General features: G+C 68.4%; 19 protein-coding genes. 11 read left to right on the top strand and 8 right to left on the bottom strand.

Annotation, left to right across the window (positions count from 1 at the left end):
• Positions 1–5: 5 nt before the first annotated feature.
• Positions 6–938, bottom strand: coding sequence for a DNA-3-methyladenine glycosylase family protein (locus NI1_RS27580; protein WP_067826238.1), 933 nt, complete (start codon positions 936–938; stop codon positions 6–8).
• Between the two features lie 99 nt (positions 939–1,037).
• Positions 1,038–3,812 carry an FAD-binding and (Fe-S)-binding domain-containing protein gene (locus tag NI1_RS27575; RefSeq protein ID WP_067826236.1) on the bottom strand — a complete coding sequence of 925 codons (2,775 nt, stop codon included), beginning with the start codon at positions 3,810–3,812 and terminating at the stop codon, positions 1,038–1,040.
• 275 nt (positions 3,813–4,087) lie between these two features.
• Here NI1_RS27575 and NI1_RS27570 point away from each other — a divergent pair, with 275 nt between their 5' ends.
• The 3 genes from NI1_RS27570 (at position 4,088) to NI1_RS27560 (ending at position 7,760) form a co-directional block, all read left to right on the top strand.
• On the top strand, positions 4,088–5,968 hold the full coding sequence (locus NI1_RS27570; RefSeq protein ID WP_174564528.1) for an ABC transporter ATP-binding protein: 1,881 nt from the start codon (positions 4,088–4,090) through the stop codon (positions 5,966–5,968).
• 86 nt (positions 5,969–6,054) lie between these two features.
• The gene (locus tag NI1_RS27565) at positions 6,055–7,023 is read left to right on the top strand and encodes a class I SAM-dependent methyltransferase (protein WP_084523803.1); all 969 of its coding nucleotides are present in this window, start codon (positions 6,055–6,057) and stop codon (positions 7,021–7,023) included.
• A gap of 266 nt (positions 7,024–7,289) precedes the next feature.
• Positions 7,290–7,760 (top strand): hypothetical protein, encoded by a 471-nt coding sequence (locus tag NI1_RS27560; RefSeq protein WP_157535371.1) that lies wholly within the window; start codon positions 7,290–7,292, stop codon positions 7,758–7,760.
• On the opposite strand, the gene NI1_RS27555 is transcribed toward NI1_RS27560, so the two are convergent.
• Positions 7,705–8,178, bottom strand: a complete 474-nt coding sequence (locus NI1_RS27555) for a PaaI family thioesterase (protein WP_067826230.1) — start codon at positions 8,176–8,178, stop codon at positions 7,705–7,707. The two genes, NI1_RS27560 and NI1_RS27555, sit on opposite strands and share 56 nt — an antisense overlap.
• 2 nt (positions 8,179–8,180) lie before the next feature.
• A complete protein-coding gene (locus NI1_RS27550; RefSeq protein ID WP_067826228.1) occupies positions 8,181–8,756 on the bottom strand; it encodes a TetR/AcrR family transcriptional regulator in 576 nt (191 codons plus the stop codon).
• 69 nt (positions 8,757–8,825) lie between these two features.
• Here NI1_RS27550 and NI1_RS27545 point away from each other — a divergent pair, with 69 nt between their 5' ends.
• Both NI1_RS27545 and NI1_RS27540 read left to right on the top strand, forming a co-directional pair.
• A complete protein-coding gene (locus NI1_RS27545; RefSeq protein ID WP_067826417.1) occupies positions 8,826–9,896 on the top strand; it encodes a DNA polymerase IV in 1,071 nt (356 codons plus the stop codon).
• A gap of 29 nt (positions 9,897–9,925) precedes the next feature.
• The gene (locus tag NI1_RS27540) at positions 9,926–10,708 is read left to right on the top strand and encodes an enoyl-CoA hydratase/isomerase family protein (protein WP_067826416.1); all 783 of its coding nucleotides are present in this window, start codon (positions 9,926–9,928) and stop codon (positions 10,706–10,708) included.
• A gap of 92 nt (positions 10,709–10,800) precedes the next feature.
• On the opposite strand, the gene NI1_RS27535 is transcribed toward NI1_RS27540, so the two are convergent.
• Entirely contained in the window at positions 10,801–11,619 is an 819-nt protein-coding gene (locus NI1_RS27535) for an alpha/beta fold hydrolase (RefSeq protein WP_067826226.1), read from the bottom strand.
• Positions 11,620–11,769: 150 nt separating this feature from the next.
• Here NI1_RS27535 and NI1_RS27530 point away from each other — a divergent pair, with 150 nt between their 5' ends.
• Entirely contained in the window at positions 11,770–12,762 is a 993-nt protein-coding gene (locus tag NI1_RS27530; protein WP_067826224.1) for an acrylyl-CoA reductase family protein, read from the top strand.
• A gap of 30 nt (positions 12,763–12,792) precedes the next feature.
• On the opposite strand, the gene NI1_RS27525 is transcribed toward NI1_RS27530, so the two are convergent.
• The 3 genes from NI1_RS27525 to NI1_RS27515 form a co-directional block, all read right to left on the bottom strand.
• A complete protein-coding gene (locus NI1_RS27525; protein ID WP_067826222.1) occupies positions 12,793–13,506 on the bottom strand; it encodes an endonuclease/exonuclease/phosphatase family protein in 714 nt (237 codons plus the stop codon).
• Positions 13,507–13,603: 97 nt separating this feature from the next.
• Positions 13,604–15,907: an endopeptidase La gene (gene lon / locus NI1_RS27520; protein ID WP_067826415.1), complete on the bottom strand. Its 2,304-nt coding sequence runs from the start codon at positions 15,905–15,907 to the stop codon at positions 13,604–13,606.
• A 170-nt stretch (positions 15,908–16,077) separates the two neighbouring features.
• Positions 16,078–17,028: an SDR family NAD(P)-dependent oxidoreductase gene (locus NI1_RS27515; RefSeq protein WP_067826220.1), complete on the bottom strand. Its 951-nt coding sequence runs from the start codon at positions 17,026–17,028 to the stop codon at positions 16,078–16,080.
• Between the two features lie 144 nt (positions 17,029–17,172).
• Here NI1_RS27515 and NI1_RS27510 point away from each other — a divergent pair, with 144 nt between their 5' ends.
• The 5 genes from NI1_RS27510 (at position 17,173) to NI1_RS27490 (ending at position 22,238) form a co-directional block, all read left to right on the top strand.
• The gene (locus NI1_RS27510) at positions 17,173–18,321 is read left to right on the top strand and encodes a sensor histidine kinase (RefSeq protein WP_067826218.1); all 1,149 of its coding nucleotides are present in this window, start codon (positions 17,173–17,175) and stop codon (positions 18,319–18,321) included.
• Entirely contained in the window at positions 18,318–18,965 is a 648-nt protein-coding gene (locus tag NI1_RS27505) for a response regulator (protein ID WP_067826213.1), read from the top strand. Before NI1_RS27510 ends, NI1_RS27505 begins: the two co-directional genes overlap by 4 nt.
• Before the next feature lie 81 nt (positions 18,966–19,046).
• Positions 19,047–19,679, top strand: coding sequence for a TetR/AcrR family transcriptional regulator (locus NI1_RS27500; RefSeq protein ID WP_067826211.1), 633 nt, complete (start codon positions 19,047–19,049; stop codon positions 19,677–19,679).
• Positions 19,679–20,626 (top strand): SDR family NAD(P)-dependent oxidoreductase, encoded by a 948-nt coding sequence (locus tag NI1_RS27495; protein ID WP_067826208.1) that lies wholly within the window; start codon positions 19,679–19,681, stop codon positions 20,624–20,626. The genes NI1_RS27500 and NI1_RS27495 overlap by 1 nt, the downstream gene beginning before the upstream one ends.
• Entirely contained in the window at positions 20,616–22,238 is a 1,623-nt protein-coding gene (locus NI1_RS27490; protein ID WP_084523797.1) for an AMP-binding protein, read from the top strand. The genes NI1_RS27495 and NI1_RS27490 overlap by 11 nt, the downstream gene beginning before the upstream one ends.
• The last annotated feature ends 3 nt before the right edge of the window (positions 22,239–22,241 follow it).

Below are 22,241 nucleotides of genomic sequence, written 5' to 3'. Positions count from 1 at the left end.
GCCGGTCAAATGCGACTGTGATCGGTGTACGGGGTGCGCGGACCGAACTTGGGTTTGCGCGCGAAACCGGCCAGTCCGAGCAGGCGGACCGCTCGATAACGGTGCGGGCGTAGCGGTTCCAGGTAGTCGACCATGGCGGCATCGTCGATGGGGCGGCCCAGCAGGGTCCAGCCGACGATGGCGGCCAGATGGAAATCGCCGACCGAGAGGGCATCCGGGTCGCCGAAGGCGCGCTGGGCGATCTCGGCGGCGGTCCAGATGCCGATACCGGGCACGGTGCGCAATCTGGCGGCGGCGTCGGCGGGGCTCAGCGCCGCGGCCTCCTCCAGCTTGGGTGCGATACGGGCCGCCAGCACAATGGTTTTCGAGCGTTGCGGCTCCACATTCGCGCGGTGGTACACCCAGGACGGAATATGCCGCCAGGTCTCGGCGTCGGGCATCAGGCGCAGCCCCTCCGGCGCCGGTCCGGGCGCGGGAGTTCCATAGCGCCACACCAGTTTCCGCCACGAGGCGTGCGCGGTACGGGTGTGCACCTTCTGTTCCAGCACGGACGGCACCAGCGATTCCCACACCAGGCCGGTGCGCAGCATGCGCAGGCCCGGATTCAGGCGATGCGCCTCGGCGATCTTGGGATGGTCCGGGACGAAGCCCTCGAGGTCCTCGTCCAGGCACAGCATGACGGGCAGCCGCTCGAGGAACTCCTCGGCACCCGGACCCCACGCCTGTGCGTCGACCGTATGGCGATCCGCCTGCCGCAGCCGGTAGGTGACCGGACCGCTCGGCATCCGGGAGGCGTGCCAGTGCGCGCCGTCGGGAGTCTCCTTGTGACACGGATCGCCGAGCCCGCGCCGCAACGGCGAGACCGTCGCCGCCAGGTCGATGGGGCGCGCGGACCGCACCGTGCGGGTGCAGGCGGTGGCGGTCGGCGCGGAAGTCACCGGCCCATTGTGCTCCCCGCATACCGGCGCGAGACAAGCACCCGTTTCGGCATGACGCAGGCCACAGTCTTGGCGCAGATCCGACCGCGCACCCGGCAGCTAGTCCCCGCGCAGGAACTGCGCGAGATGCCGGGCGGTGCGGCCCGCGAGCTGGTCGGCCTGGGTGCGGCAGGAGAAACCGTCGGCCAGCAGAATCGTCTCGGCGGTCGTGTCCCGCACCGCCGGCAACAGCCCGTTCTCGGCCACCGCGACCGAAATGTCGTAGTGCCCGGATTGCATTCCGAAATTTCCGGCGAGCCCGCAGCATCCGGCGATTTCGCGAACCGTGGCACCGGTTTTCGCCAGCAGCGCGCGGTCGGCGGCGAAACCTAATTCGGCGTGCTGGTGGCAGTGCGGCTGCACCAGGACCGTGGTTCCGGAGCGGTCCGGCGGGTGCCAGCCCGGATCGGATTCGAGGAACTGGGCGAGCGTGCGGACGGCCGCGGCGACCGCGGCGGCGCGTGGATCGTCCGGGAGCAGGCGGGGCAGATCCGCGCGCAGGGCCGCGGTGCACGACGGTTCCAGGCCGACCACGATCCCGCCCGCGCGAACGTGCTCGGCCAAGGCATCGACCGTGGCGCGCAGGCGTTTTCGCGCGCCGTCCAATTGGCCGGTGGTGATCCAGGTCAGGCCGCAGCAGACCCGGCGTTCGGGGATCCGTACTTCATGGCCGAGCGATTCCAGCAATTCGACTGCCGCCCAGGCTATCTCCGGTTCGAAGGCGTCGGTGAAGGTGTCTGTCCACAGCATGACCGGGGTGGCGGCCGCCGGTCGAACCGGACGCGGGGATTGCCGCCAGGAACGCCGGAAACTCCTGGGCGCCAAAGCGGGAACGGGCCGACGTGGATCGATGCCCGCCGCGCGCAAACCGAGCCGGCGCGGACCGGCCATAGCGGCCGCACGGTTGAACAGGCGTGGAAGACGGGTCGCGGCGGCCAGCCATTGCGGGAGACGGCCCAGGGAGTAGTGGTCGCGGGGACGCAATCTGCCTCGATAGCGGCGGTACAACGTCTCGGACTTGTAGGTCGCCATATCCACGCCGGCCGGGCAGTCGGAGCCACATGCCTTGCAGGACAGGCAGAGATCGAGGGATTCGGCGACGGCATCGGAGCGCCAGTCGAGCGCGCCGCGCACCACCTCTTGCAGGACGCGGGCGCGACCGCGGGTGCTGTCCTTCTCATCGGCGGTGGCCCGGAAGGACGGGCACATGAAGCCGCCGGCCGCGTGATTGTCGGCGCGGCATTTGCCGATGCCGACACAGCGGTGCACGGCGGCGCTCAGCTCGCCGTCCTCGGGGAAGGCGAACCCGTCGGCGATGGGCAGCGGTCGCACGCCCGCCAACCGGAGATCGGTGTCGATCGGGCGCGGACGCACCAGGATTCCCGGATTCAAAACATCATCCGGGTCGAAGAGCGCCTTGAACCCGGCGAAGGCAGCCAAGGCCGGCTCGGAGTACATGAAGCGCAGGAGTTCCGAGCGCGCCCGGCCGTCGCCGTGCTCACCGGAGAGTGAACCGCCGAACCGCACCACCTGCTGGGCGGCCTCCTCCAGGAAGGCCCGGAAGCGTTGTGGCGCATCGGCTATCGGCAGGTCGAGCCGTACGTGGATGCAGCCGTCGCCGAAGTGGCCGTAGAGCAGGCCGTCCACACCGTGCGCACGGGTCAGCTCGGTGAATTCGCGCAGGTAAGCGCCGAGTCGTTCGGGCGGGACGGCGGCGTCTTCCCATCCGGGCCAGGCCGGCTGACCATCGGGCGTGCGCCCCGCGAGCCCCGCGCCATCGGCGCGAATCCCCCACAGCGCCTTGGCCTCCAGGGTGTCGGTGACGATGCGGTGGTCCGACGCGTGCGCCGAAGCACACAGCTTGCGGGCGATGTCCTGCGCGTGTTCCGCAGTGTCGCCCTCGATTTCGATGAGCAGCCAGCCACCGCCGCCCGGTAGTTCGGGCACACCGCCGCGATGGGTACGCACCACATCGACCAGCCGGGCGTCCATGCCCTCCACGGCGATCGGGCCGACCGCCATCACCGCGGCGATATCGTCTGCGGCCGTGGGCATATCGGGATATCCGAGCACCACCAGTATGGTCGCGGCGGGCAGCGGAACCAGGTCGAGCGTCGCCTCCAGCAGCAGGCCGCAAGTGCCCTCGGTGCCGACGAAGGCTCGCGCGACCGACGAACCACGCTCCGGCAGTAGATGTTCCAGGCTGTAGCCCGAGGCTTGTCGTTCGAACCGCCCGAGTTCGGTGCGAATGAGCGCGAGGTTCGCGCGCGTGAACTCGGCCAGCCCGGGGACCACCGCCAACTCCCCCGCCAGCCGCCGCTCCGCACCCGAACCGTCGAGGATCCGCAGCTCGCGCACGGTATCGGAGGTCCGCCCCCAGGCCACCGCATGTGGCCCGCAGGCATTGTTGCCGATCATCCCGCCCAAGGTGCAGCGATTCTGCGTCGAGGGATCGGGACCGAACCGCAGTCCGTGCGCCGCTGCCTGCCGCTGCAATCCGGCCAGCACCACCCCCGGCCGCACGCGGGCACACCGCCGCTCCGGATCGAGCTCGAGAATGTCGTTCAGGTACCGGCCGAAGTCCAGCACCAACCCCGCGCCGATCGCATTGCCCGCCACCGAGGTTCCCGCGCCTCGCGCGGTAACCGACAGCCCTTCGCGCCGCGCGAACGCCAGCGCCTCGGCCACATCCGCCTCGGAACGCGGAAACACCACGGCCGCCGGCAGCACCCGATAGTTGGAAGCATCGGAGGAGTACTCGGCACGCCGCCGCGCCGAGGCATCGACCTCGCCCGCCAGCCGCGCACCCAGCGCCCGCTCCAGCGATCCCGTCACCCCGCCAGCCTAAGCGGGTGAGCGCCGGCCATCTTCTCGTTCCAGCCGACACACCCGCCGGCTCGCACCGTGCGAACACCGAGACCGGGATCCGAGGGAGCGGCGGCGAAGCCCGGAAGTTCGCTCTCTGCGAACACCGGACCCGTGTACCTGGGGATTCGGGGGCGAAGCCCGGAGAGTCCGCGAGTCGGGAAATCCCTTGAACTCAACCTTTGTTGAGGTCCTAGTGTCGGTGGCATGGGGTTCACTGAACCCTGACCGGTGAGGAGTGCGGGATGAGTATGGAATCCGTGGCGTGGAATCAGCTGTATCGGCAGATGAACGCGCCAACCGAGCGGCGACCGCTGCGGCTGGCGACCGCGAAGCGGATTCTGGCCTTCGCGCACGCGCATCATCGGCGGCTGGCGGCCTTCCTGGTTTTCAGTATCGTGTCGGCCCTGCTGGCGGTGGCCACGCCGGTGCTGGCCGGACAGGTGGTGGATGCCATCGTGGGCGGCGGTCCGGTGCGGACCGTGGTCACGCTCGCGGCGGTGATCGCCCTGGTGGCGGTGCTGGACGCGGGGCTCGGGCTGGTCATCCGGTTGCTGTCGGCACGCATCGGCGAGGGTTTGATCTTCGACTTGCGGACCGCGGTATTCGATCATGTGCAGCGGATGCCGGTCGCCTTCTTCACACGCACCCGGACCGGCGCACTGGTGAGCCGGCTCAACAATGACGTTATCGGGGCGCAGCGGGCGTTCAGTTCCACCCTGTCGGGCGTCGTGACCAATGTGGTGACGCTGGTCCTGACCCTCGCCGTCATGCTCCGGCTGTCCTGGCAGATCACGCTGCTGGCGCTGGTGCTGCTCCCGGTGTTCGTGGTGCCGGCGCGGCGCATGGGAGAGCGGCTGGCCACCATTCAACGGGAGGCCGCGGGGCTCAACGCCTCGATGAGCACCCAGATGACCGAGCGGTTCTCCGCGCCGGGCGCGACCCTGGTGAAACTGTTCGGGCGGCCGCAGCAGGAGTCGGTGGAGTTCGCGGCGCGGGCCGGGCGGGTGCGCGATATCGGGGTGCGCACGGCCATGTTGCAGACCGTGTTCGTCACCGCGCTCACGCTGGTCTCGGCACTGGCACTGGCCCTGGTGTACGGGCTCGGCGGTTACTTCGCGCTCCGGGGCAAGCTGGAACCCGGTGCGGTGGTGGCGCTTTCGCTGCTGCTCACCCGGTTGTACTCGCCGCTGACCGCGCTCGCGAGTGCGCGGGTGGACATCATGTCGGCGCTGGTGAGCTTCGAGCGGGTCTTCGAGATCCTGGATCTGAAGCCGCTCATCCAGGACGCTCCGGACGCCACCGAGGTGCCCGCAGGCCCGGTCGCGGTCGAGCTGGACGCGGTGAGCTTCGGTTACCCCTCCGCCGGCAAGGTCTCGCTCGCCTCGCTCGAGGATGTGGCGACGCTGGACACCCGCGGGGGTGAGGAAGTGCTGCACGAGATCACGCTGCGCGCCGAACCCGGGCAGATGGTGGCGCTGGTCGGATCCTCGGGAGCCGGGAAATCCACCATCGCGCAATTGGTTTCGCGCCTGTACGACGTGGATTCCGGCGCGGTGCGGCTGGGCGGCAAGGATGTGCGCGAACTGACCGGCAAGTCCATTCAGGCCACGGTCGGGCTGGTCACCCAGGACGGGCACCTGTTCCACGAGACCATTCGCGCCAATCTGCTGCTGGCGCAGCCGGAAGCGACCGAGGACGAGATCTGGGACGCGCTGCGGCGGGCCCGCCTCTACGACCTGATCAGCACCCTGCCCGACGGGCTGGACACCGTGGTCGGCGAGCGCGGGTACCGGCTCTCCGGCGGTGAACGGCAGCGGCTCACCATCGCCCGACTGCTGCTCAAGCAGCCGCGCGTGGTGATCCTGGACGAGGCGACCGCATCGCTGGACTCCACCTCCGAGGCGGCCGTGCAGGAAGCCCTGGCCGAAGCCCTCGACGGGCGCACCGCACTGGTGATCGCGCACCGGTTGTCCACCATTCGCAATGCCGATCAGATCGTGGTGCTCGAGCACGGGCGCATTGTGGAGCGCGGCGACCACACCCAGCTGCTTGCCGCGGGTGGCCGCTACGCCGAGTTGTATCGGACCCAGTTCGCCGACGTCAGCGAGCCCGCGGCGGCCTGAGCCCCGATCCCCGGACCCGACACGGAATTTGCCGAACCGGCAAAAGAAGTGTCGGGTTTTCCCGTGCACTCGCTAGCGTCGAGGGCATGGGAGCACAGACGCATGAGCACGGACAGCATTCGCACGGGCATTCTCATGGGCACGGGCATTCCCATGGACACGGGCACTCCGGCGGGCACGGTCACACCCAAGACGGGATCGACTGGACCCAGCTGCTGGACAATCTGCGTCGCGACGATGCCATGGCCGCGGCCACCAACGCCGAGATCGCCCGGCGCTTGATCGCGCTGCCGAACGGGAGCGGCGGCCGGCCCACCGTCGTGGACGCCGGCGCCGGAGCCGGTGGACAGAGCGCCGCGTTCGCCGCGGAACTCGCCGCGCGAGGCGGCGGACGGTTGATCATCGTGGATGCCACTCCCGAATTGCTGGACGTGGCAAGGGAAGCCGCCGAACGCGCCCTGGACGGGAACGACAGCGTGCGCATCGAGGCCATCCAGGCCGATGCCGCCGCACCCGACCTGGCCGAGCGGCTGCCCGCCGCCGACCTGGTGTGGGCCTCGCGCATGGTCCACCACCTGCCCGATCAGCAGGCGGGCACCGCCGGACTGGCCGGTCTGGTGCGCCCCGGCGGCTGGCTCGCCCTCGCCGAAGGCGGCCTGCCGATCCGTTGCCTGCCTTGGGAACTCGGCATCGGCCGCCCCGGCCTGCAAGACCGCTTGCTCGCCGCCCGCGACGCCGGTTTCGCCCAGATGCGCGCCGATATCGACGGCAGCATCCCCATGCCCTACGGCTGGAACATCGCCCTCACCCGCGCCGGCCTCACCGACGTCACCTCCTTCAGCGTCCTCACCGACCACCCCGCCCCGCCCGCCCCCGAGGTCCGCGAGAGCGTCATCGCCTGGCTGGGCTTCCTCCGCGACCGCGCCCTCGACCTCGACGAAACCGACAAGACCACCCTCGACGCCCTCCTCGACGCGAACGCCGACACCTTCATCGGCAACCGCGACGACATCTACATGCTCGGCGCCACAACCGTTTTCATCGGCCGACGCTGATCGTCGCGGATACGAGGCGCGCTCGCAAGGCCCGAGGAGGCTCCGAGGCGAAGTCCTCAGCAGGTCCGAGGGGGTTCGGGGGCGAAGCCCCTGAGAGTTTCGAGAGTTGATACTCCCCTCGTAATCGGGCCGTGCTCCAACCGTCACCGTGTTGTGGCCGCAGGGGCCGATCTGGCGGTCCGAAATATCCTGCTATACGGCATAATTCGTCTTCCCCGGGCAAAACCCTAGTCATGTCGTTTCATTCGCCGGGGGAGGAGTTTTCGGTGACCCGTACCAAGGAACAGCGGCACAAGCCCGCCGTCCGCGTCGACGATATCGAGCGGATGTTCGGTGCCCGGCGTAAACAGCCGGCCGACGTCCCACCACTGCGCTTGCAGGTGAACGGTGGGACGCAGCGCACCGGAAAATCTTGGTCGGTACCGAAAACCATTACCGCCGAAGCGGTTTCCGGAAAACTCGTCGTCGATTTCACCAATGCGCACTGCACGCGCCGGGAGATCGACCTGCGCGTCGAAGCCGGCGCGGGCGCGATCGTGGTGATCGTCCCGCGCGGCTGGCGCGTCGACCTGGCCAATGTGCGCAACGAACACGGTGGCACGGTGTCGAATCGGGTGAAGCTGCCGCGCTTCCCGGGCGCGCCGATGATTCACGTCGAAGGCGCGGTCGAGACCGGAACGGTCAAGGCGCGCTATGCGTATCGCTCGCCGCTGGAGTGGTTGCGCCGTTCCCGTTGAGCTCGCGCTCCACACTGCGCGTGGTGCCCTGCGCCACCGCGACCACCACCGCTTCGCCGTCCGCGCGCTCGGCGAAGATCTCGCAGCGGCAGACGGCCTGGCGACGGGTGGCATCGACCACGGTGGCTTCGGCGCGCAATCGCACGCCGTCGGCCGGGCGCAGGTAGGTGATGCTGAAACCGCCGGTGAGTACGTTCGCGCCCAGCACTGTTCCGGCCGCGTAGGTGAGCACATTGTCGGCGGCGTAGGCCAGCACGCCGCCGTGCACCAGGCCGAATTGCTGGCCCAGTTCGGGGCGGATCGGAATCTCCAGGGTGGCGCGGCCGTCGCCGAATGCGGTGAGCTCCGCGCCCACCAATTGGCTGAACGGTTGCGCCGCAAGCACTTTCCGCGCCAGGTCGAGGTTCAGTTCCAGCATCGCTATTTGCCCTTCTGTTCGTTTTCGGGCATGCGCAAGGCTTGCCAGGCCGCATCGGCCAATTGCGGAGCTACTTCACTGGGGGCCTTCACGAATTCCCCACCCAGCCAATGCCGGGCATATACCTGCGCCGGGCCGAGCCACAGCGCGTAGAGCAAATCGAAATCGAGTTCCCGGACCGCGCCGTAACCGGCGTGGGTGCGCCACCAGCGTGCGACGCCGCGCATGAATTCGCGGTTGGTATCGCTGTCGCGCACGCCGGGGGGCCGGGCCGAGGTGAGAACCTTTGCGCGGTATTGATTCTCGGTCACCCAGCGCAGATGTTCGGTCACCCCCGCCCGCACACCGTCCTCCGCCCCGGTGCTGTCGCCCACCGCGGCCCAGAAGTGCCGCTGATAGTCCTCGAGGGCGTTCACCCACACCTGCCGGTACAGGTCCGCCTTGTCCGGGAAGTGGTGATACAACGCGCCGACGCTCGCCCCCGCCGCATCGCGGATCTGCGTGAGTGTGGCATCGAGCGCCCCCTGCTCGGCGAACTGCCGCTCGGCCGCCAACAGCAACCGATCTCGAATCTTCATAACCAGAATTTAGTTCTGTTTCATGGACCGCGCAAGACATTCATGCAGACCATGCGGTATGACGGAGGGGTGGCGCGCTGGCTGTTGCACGTCGACCTCGACCAATTCCAGGCCGCGGTCGAGTTCCGGCGGCATCCCGAGCTGCGGGGCGAGCCGGTCATCGTGGGCGGCAATGGAGATCCGGGAGAGCCCCGGAAAGTGGTGTCGTGCGCGTCCTATCCGGCACGGGCGCACGGGGTGCGGGCCGGGATGCCCCTGCGAACGGCGGCGCGGATCTGTCCGGACGGGGTGTTCCTGCCGCAGGATCTGGCCACTTACGCGGAGGCGTCCGAGGAGATCATGGATGTGCTGCGGGGATTCACCGACCGGGTCGAGGTGCTCGGCTTCGACGAGGCGTTCCTGGCGGTCGATACCGACGACCCGGAGGCGCTCGCACGCGAAATCCGCAGCGCCATCGAGGAATTACAGCTGACCTGCTCGATCGGCATCGGCGACAACAAGACCCGCGCCAAGCTGGCCACCGGATTCGCCAAAGCCGTGGGGAAGGCCGGGGACGCGGACGCCCCCGAATCGGAAGAGCAGGGCACGGGGATCTTCCGGCTCACCGCCGGCAACTGGACCCAGCTGATGGCGCACCGCCCGACCAGCGCGCTGTGGGGAATCGGCCCGCGCATCGCGAAACGGATGAGCGCCCTCGGCATCGACACCGTCGCCCAATTGGCCGCCGCCGATCGCGACCGGCTGGCCGCCGAATTCGGCCCGAATACCGGCCCTTATCTCTGGGTACTCGGCCACGGTGCGGGCGACACCGATATCGCCGAACCCCGAGAACCCGTGGGCCACAGCCGCTCCGAGACCTTCCCCACCGACCTGACCGAACTCGCCGACCTCGACGCCGCCCTCACCCGCCTCGCCACCCAGGTCGCCGAAGACACCTTCGCCGGCGGCCGCGCCATCGGCCGGGTCGGCGTCACCGTCCGCACCAAAACCTTCTACACCCGCACCAAACAGCGAAAACTCCCCCACCCGAGCACTTCCACCGACGAAATCGTGCGGACCGCCCTCGAGGTCCTGCACACCTTCGACCTGGACCGCCCCATCCGCCTGCTCGGGGTCCGAGTCGAATTTGCGATGCTGTGAACACGTACACGACGGAAGGCACCCTCTCGATGAGCAGTTACGAGAACATCCAGTTCGAGCACGACGGGCCGATCGCACGGATCACGCTGAACCGGCCGGCGGCGGCCAACGGGATCGATCAGGCGCTGGCGGAGGAGCTGGTGCGGGCCGCCGAATACTGCTCGGAGGACCCGGCTGTGAAAGTGGTCGTGCTGACCGGGGCGGGGAAGTTCTTCTCGGCCGGCGGGGATGTGCGGGCGATGGCGGCGGCCGAGGATGCCGGGAAGTTCATCGAGAAGCTGGCGGACACGCTGCATCACGCGGTGTCGGCGCTGGCGCGGATGGATGCGCTGCTCATCGTGGGTGTGAACGGCACGGCGGCGGGGGCGGGCATGAGCTTGGCCGTCGCCGGTGATCTGGTGGTGGCGGCGGAATCGGCCAAATTCACCATGGCGTACACCAAGATCGCGCTGAGCCCGGACGGCGGGGCGTCGTACTACCTGCCGCGGGTCATCGGGTTGCGCAAGACCCAGGAGCTCATGCTCACCAACCGGACGCTGACGGCGGCCGAGGCGCTGGAGTGGGGTTTGCTGCATCGGGTGGTGGGCGATGCGGAGCTCACCGGCGCGGTCGAGGCGCTGGCGCAGGAGTTCTCGGCCGGGCCCAAGGCGTCCAATGCGGCGGTGAAGAAGCTGCTGCTGGTGTCGTCGCAGCACACGCTGGAGGAGCAACTGGCGACGGAGGCGGCGTTCATCACCCGCAATGCCGAATCCGCCGATGGGGCCGAGGGTATCGGCGCGTTCGTCGAGAAGCGGGCGCCGAAGTTCGCCTGAGCCGTCTTCGTCATTCCGGCGCGCTTTTGGCCGGAATCCACACGGTTCGCTGGGGTGTGGATCCCGGCTGAAACCATGCCGGGATGGCGGGGTTAGTTCTTCAGGAACTCCAGGATGTCCGAATTCACCTGCGCCGCATGGCTGATATAGAGGCCGTGCCCCGCGTCCGGGTACTCCTTCAGGACCGCGTGCGGGGCCAGTTTCACCGCTTCCCGGCTGGACACCTCGATCGGGATGGACTGGTCGGGGAGGCCGTGCAGCAGCAGCATCGGCACGGTGACGGCGGCGACGTCGGCCCGGTGATCGGTGGTGAACAGCGCGCGCTGCATGACATCGACCGCATACGGCGAGGCCGACAGGCAGCGCTTCATCTCCTCGTCGATGACCGCCGCGGAGACATTCACGCCCAGATGGGTGGCGAAGTAGCCCTGCGCGCGATCGGCGAACCACTTCGGCCGATCGGCGCGCAGCTGCGCGTTCGACGCCTCCAGCAACTCGATCGGCACCCCCACCGGATTGTCCGCGGTCCGGCACATGAACGGAATCGCCGGCGCCAGTAGGGCGATGCGCTGCACCCGGTCCTGTCCGTGCCGGTTCAGGTACCGCACCACTTCACCGCCGCCCGCCGAATGCGCGACCAGGATGACCTCGCGCAGGTCCAGGTGTTCGATCAACTCCGCCAGATCGTCGGCGCGGGTGTCGATGTCGTAGCCGTTCGAGGCGCGATCGGAGCGGCCGTGCCCGCGGCGATCCACCATGACGCAGCGGTAGCCGTGCTCCAGGAAGAACGGCACCTGGTACTCCCACATATCGCTGTAGAGCGACCAGCCCGCCACGAACACGATCGGGGTGCCGGTGCCGTAGTCCTGGTAGGCGAGGACGGTGTTGTCGGTGGTCTGGAAGGTCGGCATATCTGCTGCGCTCCTTGCTGTTTCGCTGTTGAGACCAACCTTCGCAGCGTTCGGGAACGAAAGCGATTACCCGTCGGGTAATGCCCCGCGCGCACCCCCATTACCGCAGGAAGACCACCCTGCCGCGAGCGCGAGTCATATGCTCGAACAATGGAGTTCCAGGCGATGGTGGCCCACGAAACCGACAAAGGCATCAGCCTGATCCGGGAGACGGTCGGCGACGACTTCCTCGGACCCGGCAGCGTGACGATCAAGGTGCACTTCACGAGCGCCAACTACAAGGACGGGCTCGGGATCACCCCCGGCGGCGGCGTTATTCGCGGCTATCCGCTGATTCCCGGCATCGACATCACCGGTGAGGTCTTCGCCTCCGACGATCCGGAGTTCGTGCCGGGCGAGCTGGTGGTGGCGCACGGTTACGACATCGGCGTCGCGCACCACGGCGGGTTCGCCGAGTACGCGCGGGTGCCGGCCGAATGGGTGGTGAAGCTGGACGGCCTGACTCCGCGGGAGGCGGCGGCGCTGGGTACCGCCGGTTTCACCGCCGCGATGAGCGTGCAGGCGCTGCTCGATCAGAACCTGACGCCGGAGGCCGGACCGGTGCTGGTCACCGGCGCGACCGGCGGCGTCGGCACGGTGGCCATCGACATACTGGCCGGGCTGGGCTTCGAAGTGGTCGCCTCCACCGGCAAGCTCGGAGCGACCGAACTGCTCACCACCCTCGGCGCGAGTTCGGTCATCGGCCGGCTGCCCGGCGAGGGTGAGAAGCTGCGCCCGCTCGGCAAGGCGCAGTGGGCCGCGGCCGTCGACAGCGTGGGCGGCGAATCACTCGCGCACATCCTGTCTGCGATCAAATACGGTGGTGCGGTGGCGGTTTCGGGCCTGACCGGTGGTCCCGCCGTGCCCACCACGGTAATGCCGTTCATCCTGCGCGGGGTTTCGCTGCTCGGCATCGACTCCGCGCATTTCCCGATCGCCGCGCGCCGCGAGCTGTGGGCCCGGCTCGCCAAAGACCTCAAGCCCCAGCATCTCTCGCTGCTGGAGAATTATGCGCCCATCACCGAAGCCGAATCGGTGCTGCGTTCCATCCTGGACGGGACACACTCCGGCCGCACCGTGCTCGGCGTGGCCGGAGAGTTCTGACCGGGCGGCGACGCTGCCCGGCGCCAGGGTCTAACCGACGGTCGCGCGAACCAGGTTGTGGTCGGATACTCCGGCCACATCCTCGACCACCGTGTCGCGCACCGAGATTCCGCGCACCACCACGTGGTCGATGTACTGCGACTTCGAGTCGCCGGTGCGCGGCCGGGTCGGAATGGCTTCGGACACTTCGGCAACCGTGAATCCCGGACCGAGCCCGGCGGCCACCATCCGGCGGTCAGCGTTGAAATCGCCCAGGATGACCGCCTTTTCGCCGTTTCCGGCCAGTTCCGCCAGCCGGGCGAACTGCGGGTCGCGGCGGCCGTCACCGGTGACGTGGGTGGCGGTGATCAGCACACCGTCCACCTCGATCGTGAGCGAACCATTGCCGTGATCGTTCGCGAAGACCTCGGCCAGGACCTCCCGGGATTCCCCGGCCACCACGAGCACCAGCTGTTCGGTGCCATCGGTGAGGGCTGCGGCGAGTGAGGGGACCGGGCGGCGGGGCTTCGGGACGCGCGGATATCGCAGGACGTGAAAGGCCCGGTCCGGCAGCGCCTGCCGGAGACTGGCCAGCTGATCACCGCTGACCTCCTGCAAGGCGATCACCCGTTCGGTTCGCTGTGCGATAGCGGATGTCACCGCCTTGATCCGGTCGGACTCGCTGGGCCAACGCTCCGCGACTTCACTCTGCCAATTGTTGGCGTGGGTGCGGTGCAGGACATTCCAGGTGGCAACGGTCAGCACGGGTCACACCCTACGAGATGACGAAGGGCAGTGCATGTTTCACATGAAACGAAATATGCACGGCCCGTTCGCTATTCAGTTGCTACTGTCGACTTCCTCAGGCGCTGGCCGCGAAGGCCGGGCGGTCGAGGTGTTCCTCGATGACCGGTTCGATGGCGTAGGCCAGGATTTCGGCCACGTCGGCGACGGGGCGGACATCCAGCGCGGCCAGGACTTCGGCGGGGACCTCGTCCAGGTCGGGTTCGTTGCGGGCCGGGATGAAGACGGTCTTCAGGCCGGCGCGCTGGGCGGCGAGCAGCTTCTGCTTGACGCCTCCGATGGGCAGTACGCGACCGTTCAAGGTGACCTCGCCGGTCATACCGACATCCGCCCGGACCTGGCGGCCCAGGGCCAGCGAAACCAGGGCGGTGACCATGGTGACGCCTGCCGACGGGCCGTCCTTGGGGACCGCGCCGGCCGGGAAGTGGATGTGGATATTGCGGTCGAGGACCTTGGGCTCGATACCGATCTCCTCCAGGTGCGAACGCACGTAGGTGAGGGCGATCTGGGCCGATTCCTTCATGACGTCGCCCAACTGACCGGTGAGGGTCAGCGAACGGTCGCCTTCGGCGGCATTGGCCTCGATGTAGAGGACATCACCACCCGCGCCGGTGACGGCCAGGCCGGTCGCCACACCCGGGACGGCGGTGCGTTCCACCCCGTCGGGGGTGAAGCGCGGACGGCCCAGGAACTCCTTCAGGTTGTCCAACCCGATGGTCAGCGCGCCCGGCTCGGCTTCCGGCGGCACCTGCGCGCCCTCCGACAGTTTGGTCGCCGCCTTGCGCAGCGCCTTCGCCACCAGACGCTCCATCTGCCGCACGCCGGCTTCCCGGGTGTAGTTGGCGGCGATCTCGCGCAGCGCCTCCTCGGTGATCGAAACCTCCTCGGCGGTCAGGGCATTGCGCTCCAACTGCCGCGGCACCAGGAAGTCGCGGGCGATGGCGACCTTGTCGGCCTCGGTGTAGCCGTCGACGGTGATCAGTTCCATCCGGTCCAGCAGCGGGCCGGGGATGGTGTCCATGACATTCGCGGTGGCGATGAACAGCACATCCGACAGGTCCAGATCCAGGTCCAGGTAGTGGTCGCGGAAGGTGTGGTTCTGCGCCGGGTCCAGGACCTCCAGCAGGGCCGCCGCGGGATCGCCGCGGAAGTCCGAGCCGACCTTGTCGATCTCGTCCAGCAGCACAACGGGATTCATCGATCCCGCTTCCTTCATGGCGCGCACGATGCGGCCGGGCAGCGCGCCGACGTAGGTGCGCCGGTGCCCGCGGATCTCCGCCTCGTCGCGCACGCCGCCCAGGGCGACGCGAACGAACTTGCGGCCCAGGGCCCGTGCGACCGATTCACCCAGCGAGGTCTTGCCCACACCGGGCGGGCCGACCAGCACCAGCACCGCGCCGGAGCCGCGTCCGCCGACCACCTCGAGTCCGCGCGCGGCGCGCCGGGAACGGACGGCCAGGTACTCGACCATGCGGTCCTTGACCTCGTCCAGGCCGTGGTGATCGGCGTCCAGCACCGCGCGGGCGGCCGAAACATCGGTGCTGTCGGTGGTTTTCACCGTCCACGGCAGTTCCAGCACGGTGTCCAGCCAGGTCCGGATCCAACCGGATTCCGGGCTCTGATCGCTGGCACGTTCCAGCCGGCCGACCTCACGCAGCGCGTTTTCCCGAATGTCCGCGGGCAGGTCGGCGTTCTCGACGCGGGTCCGGTAGTCCTCGGCCCCGTCGGGTTCGTCCTCCCCCAGCTCCTTGCGAATCGCGTTGAGCTGCTGGCGCAGCAGGAATTCCCGCTGCTGCTTCTCCATGCCCTCGCGGACGTCCTCGCTGATCTTCTCGCTGACCTCGGTCTCGGCGATGTGCTGTTTGGTCCACTCGATGAGCTTGGTCAAACGGGTGGTGACCTCGGGAGTCTCGAGGACCTCCCGCTTCTGCTCGTTGCTCAGGTAGGGCGCCCACCCGGCGGCGTCGGCCAGCCCCGACGGATCGGTCATCTGGTTGACCGCGTCGATGACCTGCCAGGCCTCCCGGCGCTGCAATACCGAGATCACCAGCTTCTTGTATTCGTCGGCCAATTCGCGAGTCCGGCCGTCGGCGGCCGGTTCCTCGACGGGTTCGGCCTCGACCCACAGCGCGGCCCCGGGCCCGGTCACGCCGTGCCCGATCTTCACGCGGGCCTCCGCCTTCAATACGGCGGCGGGAGCCCCGCCGCGCATCCGGCCGACCTGTTCGATGGTCGCGACCACGCCGTAGGAGGCGTAGCCCTCGTCGAGGCGAGGCGCGACCAACACCTGGTTGACCTTGGCGGCACGCGCGGCATCGATAGCGGCCTGCGCGGATTCATCCAGCTCGATCGGCACGACCATGCCCGGGAGCACGATCGGATCGGTCAGGAACAGGACCGGCAGGTTCTGAGGTGTAGTCACGTCTTCGACCCCTTCCAAGGTTGAGCGTTACCCAGTCAACCCCCACCCCCGCCCCGTTGTTCCGCGGTCTTGTTCACCGGCAGCGAACACCCTCTCACCTGCGGAAATATTCAGGCGTGGGCGGTTTTACCGCCGTCTATGACCAGTTGTGCGCCGGTCAGGTAGGGGTGTTCGGGGGAGGCCAGGGTGAGGGCGAAGGCGGCTATTTCCTCGGGGGTGGCCAACCGGCCCAGGCCGGGGACATTGGAGCCGGCCCACTGTTTGAGGAAGACCTGACGGGCTTCGGCGGGGATGGATTCCAAGCCCGCCGCCCGCCAGACCAGTTCGGTGTCCGTGGTGCCGGGGATGAGGGTGTTCACCCGGATGTTGTCGGCCGCGTAGTCGAGGGCGGCGGATTGGACGAGGCCGACCAGAGCGCGCTTGCTGGCGGTGTAGGCGGCGCGGCCCGCGTCGGTGGCGAGGGCATTGCTCGACGAGGTGACCACGATGGTGCCGCCGCCGGCGCGGATCATGTGGGGGACTTGGTATTTCATGGCCAGGAACGAGCCGCGCAGGTTGGTGGCCAGGACTCGGTCGAAGTCTGCGGTGGCGTACTCGTGGAGTTTCTTCTGGATGGTGATGCCGGCGTTGTTGAAGGCGACGTCGAGGCCGTTGTAGCGGTGGACGGCGGCATCGACGAAATCGCGGACGTCGGATTCGATCTGGACGTCGGCGCGCATGTAGGTGGCTTCGCCGCCCGCGGCGCGGATTTCGGATTCGACTGCGCGGCCCAGGTTTTCACGACGACCGCAGAACGCTACCCGGGCGCCTTCGGCGGCGAATTGACGGGCCGCGGCCGCGCCGATGCCTGAGGTCGCGCCGGTGATGAGCACGACCTTGTGCTCGAAACGGCGACGGCCGGAGCTGGGGCGGGGCGGGTTGGAGTCCGCGCCGAGGGCGATGCCGCCCGCCAATCCGGCTGCGGCACCGGCTGCCAGGCCGCCCGCGGTCCAGCCGAGCAGGGCGCGGCGGCTGGGCTTCCGGTGGTCGGCGGTGGGCGGGCTGTCGATGTCGTTGCTCATGGCTTTCACTGTCGTGGCCGAGCGCGGCTGGTGGATCCGACCGCCGGCTGCACTTCGCGGCCTCGAGGTGGAGGCGTCTCCTACTCGGGGAGGAGATGACGGGTGGGCGCGACGGGCATCATGTGATTCGTGGAGTCATCGGGAATGAGCCGTGGGATCGAATGGCTGCTCGGCGCCCGATCGATACCGGCGCGACTGCTGGTGCTCGTCACCCTCGCCGCCGGATGCCTGGCGCTGCTGACCCGTACCGCCGATCCGATCGACTGGGCGATCGCGCTGACCTCGGTGCTGGTGACGGTCGGCGGGATCCGCTATCCGCTGCTCACCTCGCTGGCCGCCACCGGAGTGCTGCTGCTGGGCTTCGAATTCGGGCACACCGGGCCGGTGGTGGCGAAGGTGGGCGCGGCCATCGCGCTCACCGAACTCGCCGCGCGGACGAGTGGGCGCGCGCCGTGGTTCGCCGCCGTGGCGCTCGCCGGGGCCTATCTGACGCACCCCGGCGACAGCCTCGCGGCGACCGGGTACCGGGCGCTGGTGATGGCCGGATTGCCGCTGCTCATCGGGCATTTGCTGGGCACCGCACGGGCGAATGCCGCACGGGCCGAAGCACAGGCCCGGGAGATCGCGCAGCGGCGGGCATCCGAGGTCGCGGCCGCGCGGGCGGTGGAGCGCACGGCGATCGCGCGCGAATTGCACGATCTCATCGCCCATCACGTGTCCTCGACCGTGCTGCGGGTGGGGATCGCACGGCATGCGCTGCCCGATGCACCGGGTGAGGTGCTGCAAGTGCTCGACGAAATTCACTCCAGCGGACGGCAGACGCTGGTCGATCTGCGGAAGCTGGTGACGATCCTGCGGGATCCGAACGGCAATGACGAATCCTTCATCGCGCCTGCCGATTTGGCGGAGGCGCTCGATACGGCCACGGAGCGGGCGCGCGGGCTGGGTGTCGGCGTCGAGGCCGATATCGATCCGGATATCGCGGAAGTGGACGCCTTGACGGCATTGACCCTGCTCAGGCTGGCGCAGGAGGGGTTGGCCAACACCAGCAAGCACGCGGGCCCCGGTGCACGAGCGCGGCTCGAAGTGCGGATGTCCGAGGGCACTGTGAATTTCACCCTTCGTGATCGCGGTGGTCGAACGCGCGGCCATGAAAGCTCGTGGCACGGAGTGGGTTTGATCGGTCTGCGGGAGCGGGTCGAATTGCTGGGCGGGAGCTTCTCGGCCGGATCGTCCGAGGGCGGCTGGCTGATCACCGCGCACCTTCCGATGCGATCGCGGGTGGCGGCATGATCAGGGTGCTGGTGGTCGACGATCAGCAGCTGGTCCGGGCCGGATTGCGCATGCTGTGCCAGACCGCGGCCGATCTCGAGGTGGTCGGCGAGGCCGCGACCGGCGGCGATGCCGTGCGCATGGACGCCCTACTGCTGCCCGACGTGGTACTGATGGATCTGCGTATGCCCGGCATGGACGGGATCCGGGCTACCGAGCGGATTCTGGCCGCTCGCCCCGCCGCCCGGGTGGTGGTGCTGACCACCTTCGACGATGACGATCACCTCTATCCGGCGCTGGCCGCGGGCGCGTGCGGATTCCTGCTGAAGGACGCCTCGCCCGAGGACCTGCTGTCCGGGATACGCCGGGCCGCCGCCGGTGACCATCCCTTCTCACCGGAAGTGCTACGGCGCGTGGTGCATTCGGCCGTCACCGCGCGAGCCACCGATGAAACCCACTCCCCCACAGCACCGCCCGGGCTCACCGTGCGCGAACGAGAAGTGCTCGGACTGGTCTCGGCGGGTCTGTCGAACACCGAGATCGCCGATCGCCTGCACGTCGGCGTCACTACCGTGAAGACGCACATCACCAATCTGATGGCCAAGACCGGCGCTTCGAACCGCGTCCGTCTCGCCGTACTGGGGCTCGGCCGGGTATTGCCGTAGACGCTCGGTAGGGGTTACTGTCGGTCTCACTTTTCCAATCTGATTGGAAATCTGATTGAAAGTCCGGCAAAGGAGCTGGTCGTGGGCAACAGCCGGGGCAAACGGTCGCGGGCCGATATTCTCGCGGCGGCCGTGGAACTGTTCGGTGACAAGCGGTACGAAGAGGTCTCGCTGGAGGAGATCACCACCAGGGCGGGGACGGCTGTCGGGTCGGTGAACTACTACTTCGGCGGCAAGCGCGGGGTGTATCTGGAAGCCGTCGCGGCCGTTTTCGACGGATTCTGGGAGCAATTGCAGGATCTGCGCGGGCCCGTGCTCGGGCGATTGCAGCGCGGGATCGACATCGTGCTCGATTCGGCCGAGCAGCAGCCGCAGGTGTTTCTGAGCCTGATGGTCAATGTGCCCGACGAGGAGATCCGGGGTCTGCGGGATCGGTATCGCAATCGCATGATCAGCGCGTTCGTCATGGAAGCCGTGGAGGGGCCGCCGTCGCCGGTGCTCGATGCCGCCATGAGTTCGGGACTGGCCGCGATCGAGGATCTGATCGCGCGCTGGGTGCGCGACGGGCTGCTCGACCGGGAGCAATTGCGCGGGCTGATCACTGCCGCCTTTCCGGCGTTCATTCTGGCCGCGCTGCAACAAGATTCGGCACTGCGGCCATCCAAGCGGATGATCGCCGCCCTCTCCGGCAACGGCGATTCGAAGGATTCGTGATGACCGAACATCCCAGCGCGCGGGGGCGCGCCGACAATGCACTGGCCGCCGGACCGCTCGGGCAGGCCATCGACTGGGCGATCGGGCCGCGCGGACTGCGTGACCTGCGGCAATTGCGCAAGAGCGTGGACGGCCGGGTCGTCGTTGTTACCGGTGCTTCTTATGGGGTGGGTGAGGCGACCGCGCGCTTGTTCGCCGCCGCCGGGGCGACGGTGATCCTCGGTGCGCGCTCCATCGGACAACTCGAACAGGTGGCCTCCGAGATCCGCGCCGAGGGCGGTAAAGCTGTTGCACTGCAACTGGATCTGGCAGATGAGCAATCGATTGCGGACTTCGCGGAGCAGATCACCGAGGAGTACGGAGCGCCGGAAGTCCTTGTGCACAATGCCGGTAAGTCATTGCGGCGTTCGATACACCTGTCGTACAACCGCCCGAAAGACTTGGTGTCCACCACAAGTGCGAACTATCTCGGACCGATGCGATTGACACTCGCACTGCTGCCGGGCATGCGGTCGGCGGGCCACGGGCACATCGTGAACATGAGCACGGTGGGCGTTATGTTTCCCGTGGTTCCGAAGTGGGGTTTCTATTTGTCGTCCAAAGCGGCCTTCGACTGGTGGATTCGAGCGGTCGCCATGGAGGCTCGGACCGATGGGGTCACGCTGACCAGCATTTACGCCGGTCTCATGCACACCAGGATGAGTGCGCCGAGCCGGTGGATGGGGGCGCTACCCGGGCAGAGTCCGGAGCAGGCGGCCCGGGTGATCGCGAAAGCCGTTGTGGCCAAACCTCGTACGCTCGCACCGGCCTACGGCTACCTGAGCTCGGTACTGGTGCCGCCGCTGCGCACCCCGCTGGACATCGTGATCGGCGGTATCTACCGGAAGCTGGGCGACACCCAGGTCTCCCTCGACCGGGTACGGGCCGGAGGCGACCGTGCCGAATGACATCTCGTGGCTCGATGCCGCGCGTGCCGCCGCCACCTCGGGCCTGGTGCGAATCGGGGATGTCCGCCGGATACCCGAATTCGCCGCTGCCGCATGGCAGTACGGTCCGACGCCGGCGACCCTGCTGGCCGTGAACGCGATTCGCACGCCCGCGCACCCCGCCGTCATCGATGAACTGGGCGTGCTCACCTATGGGCGATTACGCATCCGCGCCGCCGCCATCGCCGCCGCGCTGTATGCCCGCGCGGGCGGCAAACCCCGCGTGGTGGCCGTCCTGTGCCGCAATCACCGCGGGTTCGTCGAAGGGATCCTCGCCGCCTCCCAGCTCGGCAGCGAGATCGTGCTGCTCAATACCGAACTGCCGCAACAACAATTGGAACGCATCCTCGCCAGGCATCGGCCCGAGGTGCTCATCCACGATGCCGAGTACGAGGACGCGATCAGCGCGGCGAACTTCCCGGGCCTGCGCATCACCGCCTGGACCGAATCCGCCACGACGGGCGCGACCCTGGACAGCCTCGCCACCGAAACGCATCCCGCCCCACCGCCGCAGCATTCGGCGGCGCACTTCACCATGCTCACCTCCGGCACTACCGGTGTGGCCAAAGGGGTTTCGCGGCCGATCCCACGCCGGGCACTGGTCGAACTGGCGGCCACCGCCATGGCCACCATGCGCCTGTCCCGCAAGGACATCGCATTGATCGGCCCGCCGTTCTTCCACGGCTTCGGCGTCGCCGCACTGGTCGGCGCGCTCACCGTCGGCGCCACCGTACTGTGCCATCGCCGCTTCGATCCCGCGGGCGCGCTGGCCGCCATCGAAAAGCACGGTGCCACCGTCTTCTTCGGCGTTCCGGTCATGCTCCAGCGGCTCCTGGACGTACCCGAGGAGCAGCGGAAACGGTATGTCACCCGATCGCTCCGGCTGGCGGTGACCGGTGCGGCCCCCATCACCCCCACCACGGTCTCCCGCTTCATCGATGCCTTCGGGCCGATTCTGCTCAACGGCTACGGGTCCACCGAAGCGGGCATCATCAGCATCGCCGCACCCGACGATCTTCGCCGCGCCCCGAAAACCGCCGGCAGACCCGCGATCGGGGTGTCCATCCGGATCCTGCGCGCCGACCGCACCCCCGCGCGGACCGGCGAGACCGGCACCATCTTCATACGGGGCGGCATCGGATTCCACGGCTACACACCGGATCCCGCCGGCGACCCGGCCGCCAAGGAAGTCGTCGACGGCCACCTCAATACCGGCGATATGGGCCATTTCGACGCCGCCGGTCGCCTCTATATCGACGGCCGTGACGACGACATGATCGTCTCCGGCGGCGAGAACATCTATCCCGGCGAGGTCGAGAACGCGCTGGCCACCCATCCCGCCATCGCCGAGGTTGCGGTAACGGGCATCGCGCACCCCGAATACGGCCAGGTGCTGCGGGCCTACCTGGTCACCGCCGCCGGCCGGGCCGAACCCAGCGCGCAGGACCTGAAGGACCATCTGGGCGCCGCCCTGGAGCGCTACAAGATCCCCAAGGAGTTCGTCTTCCTCGACAGCCTCCCCCGCAATGCCACCGGCAAGCTGTTGAAAACCCGGCTGCCGCAGCAGAACTGAGCG

The sequence above is a fragment of the Nocardia inohanensis NBRC 100128 genome, assembly GCF_001612945.1.
Taxonomy (GTDB): Bacteria; Actinomycetota; Actinomycetes; order Mycobacteriales; family Mycobacteriaceae; genus Nocardia; species Nocardia inohanensis.
This window is presented reverse-complemented; position numbering and strand designations above follow the sequence as displayed.

Bases quoted from the DNA above. Each gene is read 5' to 3' on its own strand.
- NI1_RS27570 (WP_174564528.1), top strand. From the start codon at position 4,088: ATGAGTATGGAATCCGTGGCGTGGAATCAGCTGTATCGGCAGATGAAC.
- NI1_RS27565 (WP_084523803.1), top strand. From the start codon at position 6,055: ATGGGAGCACAGACGCATGAGCACGGACAGCATTCGCACGGGCATTCT.
- NI1_RS27555 (WP_067826230.1), bottom strand. From the start codon at position 8,178: ATGCTGGAACTGAACCTCGACCTGGCGCGGAAAGTGCTTGCGGCGCAA.
- NI1_RS27550 (WP_067826228.1), bottom strand. From the start codon at position 8,756: ATGAAGATTCGAGATCGGTTGCTGTTGGCGGCCGAGCGGCAGTTCGCC.
- NI1_RS27540 (WP_067826416.1), top strand. From the start codon at position 9,926: ATGAGCAGTTACGAGAACATCCAGTTCGAGCACGACGGGCCGATCGCA.
- NI1_RS27535 (WP_067826226.1), bottom strand. From the start codon at position 11,619: ATGCCGACCTTCCAGACCACCGACAACACCGTCCTCGCCTACCAGGAC.
- NI1_RS27530 (WP_067826224.1), top strand. From the start codon at position 11,770: ATGGAGTTCCAGGCGATGGTGGCCCACGAAACCGACAAAGGCATCAGC.
- lon (WP_067826415.1), bottom strand. From the start codon at position 15,907: ATGGTCGTGCCGATCGAGCTGGATGAATCCGCGCAGGCCGCTATCGAT.
- NI1_RS27515 (WP_067826220.1), bottom strand. From the start codon at position 17,028: ATGAGCAACGACATCGACAGCCCGCCCACCGCCGACCACCGGAAGCCC.
- NI1_RS27510 (WP_067826218.1), top strand. From the start codon at position 17,173: ATGAGCCGTGGGATCGAATGGCTGCTCGGCGCCCGATCGATACCGGCG.
- NI1_RS27505 (WP_067826213.1), top strand. From the start codon at position 18,318: ATGATCAGGGTGCTGGTGGTCGACGATCAGCAGCTGGTCCGGGCCGGA.
- NI1_RS27495 (WP_067826208.1), top strand. From the start codon at position 19,679: ATGACCGAACATCCCAGCGCGCGGGGGCGCGCCGACAATGCACTGGCC.